The 3,663-nt window shown below is 68.4% G+C and carries 2 protein-coding genes and 1 pseudogene; 1 reads left to right on the top strand and 2 read right to left on the bottom strand.

What is annotated here, in order from left to right:
• The coding region (locus G3O00_RS40960; protein ID WP_206146402.1) for a phosphodiesterase at positions 1-1,708 on the bottom strand (1,708 nt) is incomplete at its 3' end.
• A gap of 340 nt (positions 1,709-2,048) precedes the next feature.
• Entirely contained in the window at positions 2,049-3,080 is a 1,032-nt protein-coding gene (locus tag G3O00_RS40955) for a bile acid:sodium symporter family protein (protein ID WP_011353419.1), read from the bottom strand.
• Positions 3,081-3,426: 346 nt separating this feature from the next.
• Between G3O00_RS40955 and G3O00_RS40950 the strand changes: the two are divergent.
• Positions 3,427-3,663: pseudogene (locus G3O00_RS40950) on the top strand (peptide-binding protein); the annotation flags it as partial.

The following is a 3,663-nucleotide window of genomic DNA, read 5'->3' as shown; positions in this document are numbered from 1 at the left end:
TCTCGTCGCTGCCGTAGCGCTTCGCGCCGTGCGCGCCGGCCGGCACGCCGACCGCGCCGATCGCCATCGTCACGAAGCCGAAGAACGCCGGGTTGCCGTGGCGGTCCTCGCCGTGCAGCCCGCCCGCCTGCCGGTCGGCCTGCGTGTAGAAGAGCTGCGCGCCGTCGTTGAAGCGCGCGATCGCGTCGGCGGCGCGTTCGCGCCAGTCGGCGCGCTGGAACAGCACGAGGAAATCGTCGCCGCCGACGTGCCCGAGAAAGTCGCGCTGTGGATCGCACACGCCGGCCAGCACCGTCGCCGCGAATTTCAGCACCTCGTCGCCCTGCCAGTAGCCGTACTGGTCGTTGAACGGCTTGAACTGGTTCAGGTCGACGTAGCACGCATGAAAGCCGGCGTCGCGCTGGAGCAGGCGGTCGATGTGCGCGCTGATCGGGATGTTGCCGGGCAGGAACGTCAGCGGATTCGCGTAGCGCGCGGCCTCGATGCGCATCTCCGTCACCGCGCGCACGAGGCTCTCGCCGGTGCCGAGCCCGACGTAGCGGCCGTGTTCGGTGATCACGAAGCCGTCCGCGAGATAGCGCTGATCGTGGCTCGCGAGCAGCATCGCGAGCTGCTCGAACGTCGTCGCGTTGTCGATCATCAGCGGTGCGTCGTTCGCGAACTGCAGGCACGGCTTCTTCCCGAACACCTCGCGGTGGTACGGCAGCGCGAAGCGGTCGATGAAGCCGCGGCGATTCACGAGCGCGACGGGACGCCCGCGTTCGACGAGCGCGACCGCGTGCAGGTCGGGCATCCGGTTGAACAGGTCGAGCACGTCGTTGCTGGTCGCGTCGCGCGGCAGTGCCGGCGCCGGCACCAGCATCTTCCCGGCGATCGTGCCGGCCGGCCGCACCGAGCGCGTCGCGCCGGGAAACACCGCGATGTGCGGCGCGCGGATCGCGTCACGCGCGGCCGGTGCGACGACCCGCGACGGCTGCGCGTTCGGCCGGCCGAGCAGGAAGCCCTGAACGCAACCGATGCCCATGTCGCGCACGACGATCAGGTCGCATTCGTTCTCGATGCCTTCCGCGATCAGTTGCGCGCCGCTCGCCTGCGCGAAGTGCTGCATCGCCTTCACGGCTTCGAACTTGAGCGGGTCGCGGGCGATGTCATGGATGAAGAAGCGGTCGATCTTCACGACGTCCGGATGCAGGCGCAGCCACAGGTTCATGCTCGCGTTCGCGGTGCCGTAGTCGTCGAGCGCGAACTGGATGCCGGCGTCGCGCAGCGACGCGACGGCCGGCCCGATGTGGGCGACGTCGGGAATCGCATTCTGCTCGGTCAGCTCGATCACGATGCGCTCGGCGGCGATCCGCGCGCGGACGAGGAGCTGGCGTACGCGCTCGCGTTCGCTGGCGAGCTTCAGGATCGTCCCGGCGCTGAAGTTGAGGAACAGCTTGCCGTCGCAGCCGAGTGCCGCGAATGCGTCGAGGCAGGTGAGCGCGGCCGCCTGCTCGAGCGCGAGGGTCTCGCCTTCGCGCGCGGCCTGCGCGAACAGCGCGACGGGCGGCTCGAGGTCGGTGCCGCGCGGGCCGCGTATCAGGCCCTCGTATCCGACGACCGTTCCCGACCCGAGATCGACGATCGGCTGGAAGACGGCGGCGAGCGCGCGATCCGCGATCAGGCGCGTGATGCTGGCGGCAGCGGAGTCGGGGTGGGGCGCGGGCATGGGCGAGGGCAGCCGAATCGACAGGACGCCCGACTTAACGGCATCGCTCGCGGAGAATTGAATGAAGATTTCGTGACGCGATGGGCGCTGCTGGTGCATCGCGCCTGGGGCACATCGGTGTGTATTGGGAAGGGAGGTGAGGCGGAAGGCGGAAGGCGGAAGGCGGAAGGCGGAAGGCGGAAAGGCGGAAAGGCGGAAAGGCGGAAAGGCGGAAAGGCGGAAAGGCGGAAAGGCGAAAAGGCGAAAAGGCGAAAAGGCGAAAAGGCGAAAAGGCGAAAAGGCGAAAAGGCGAGAACACCGGGACGGCACCACTTGCTGGCCGTCCCGTCACCCCGGATCGTCAGCGCTTGCCCGCGCTCAGCGCGCCGGGCGCCGACGTCGCGTCGCCCTCGTCGTGCTCGCCGCTCATGTCGCGCGCCCCCCAGCGCTGCGCGAGCGCCGCGCACGCCATCAGCTGGATCTGGTGGAACAGCATCAGCGGCAGCACGATCGCGCCGACCGCGTTCGCCGAGAAGATCACCTTCGCCATCGGCACGCCGGCCGCGAGGCTCTTCTTCGACCCGCAGAAGATGATCGTGATCTGGTCGGCGCGGTTGAAGCCGAGCCGCTTGCTGACGAACGCGGTCAGCAACAGCGCGATCGCGAGCAGCACGAGGTTGACGACGAGCAGGCCGCCGAGCGCGCGCGGCGGGATCTGGTGCCACAGGCCTTCGTTGACGGCCTCGCTGAAGGCGACGTAGACGACGAGCAGGATCGAGCCCTGGTCGACGAAGCGCAGCACGCCGCGGTTGCGGTCGATCCAGCCGCCGATCACGGGCCGCAGCAACTGGCCGGCGATGAACGGCACGAGCAGCTGCATCACGATGCTGCCGACGGTGCTCCACGGCGACGCCGCGGCCGCCGACTGCGACGTGATCATCAGCCCGACGAGCGCCGGCGTGACGAAGATCCCGAGCAGGCTCGACGCGGAGGCCGCGCACACGGCGGCCGGCACGTTGCCCTTCGCGATCGACGTGAACGCGATCGACGACTGGACCGTCGACGGCAGCGTGCACAGGAACAGCACGCCCGCATACAGCGTCGGCGTGACGAGCGGCTGCAGCACGGGTTTCAGCGCAAGGCCGAGCAGCGGGAACAGCGCAAACGTGCTGAGCAGCACGACCGCGTGCAGCCGCCAGTGCGTCGCACCCGCGACGACGGCTTCGCGCGACAGCTTCGCGCCGTGCAGGAAGAACAGCAGGCCGACGGCGATGTTGGTTGCCCAGTTGAACGCATGGGCGGCCGGGCCGCGGCACGGCAGGAGGCTCGCGAGCACGACGGTGCCGACGAGTGCGAGCGTGAAGTTGTCGGGAAGAAAACGGGGACGGGCCATCGGGAACTCGATTCGGAAGCGACGGAGGCGCGCGTCGCGCGCGCGGATGGCGCCATTGTCCGGGTTGATGATTCACTACACAAATTCATTGTGTGAATCGATTGATGAGTCAGTCTCATGCAACAGCGCTCACGGCACCGGCCCGGCCATGCGCAAAACGGCAGAAGAATGTTCTGTCGCGGTCGCCCGCAGAAGTGAAAAAACCTAGCAGTAACATGGTGTTACACCGATGCCGGCGACATAACACTTTTTGGCTCGACACGCTTTCGGCCCGCTCATAAATTACTGCTGAAAGCCTTGCGTCGGCCGAAAGGAGCCGGCGGCGGGCGTGGACAGGCACTGAACGATGACGGAACGGGTGAAACGGAAGATCGGACGATGGGTGGCAGGCGTGCTCGGCGCGCTGCTGATGCCGCTCGCGCTCGCGCAACCGCCCCACGGCGGTCATGGGTTCGGCGGCCACGGCTTCGGTGGCGGCGACATGCGCGCGTACGGTCAGCCGGCTGGCGGTGCCCCCGTCTGGCGCCGCGTGGCGCCCCCTGCCGGCGCACGTGCCGGCGGCGTGAACGGTTACGGTTCCCGA

Origin of the sequence: Burkholderia sp. Ac-20384, from assembly GCF_017104605.1 — a bacterium.
Classification (GTDB): domain Bacteria; phylum Pseudomonadota; class Gammaproteobacteria; order Burkholderiales; family Burkholderiaceae; genus Burkholderia; species Burkholderia lata.
The sequence above is the reverse complement of the archived record's forward strand: the minus strand, read 5'-3'. Positions and strand labels throughout refer to the sequence as shown.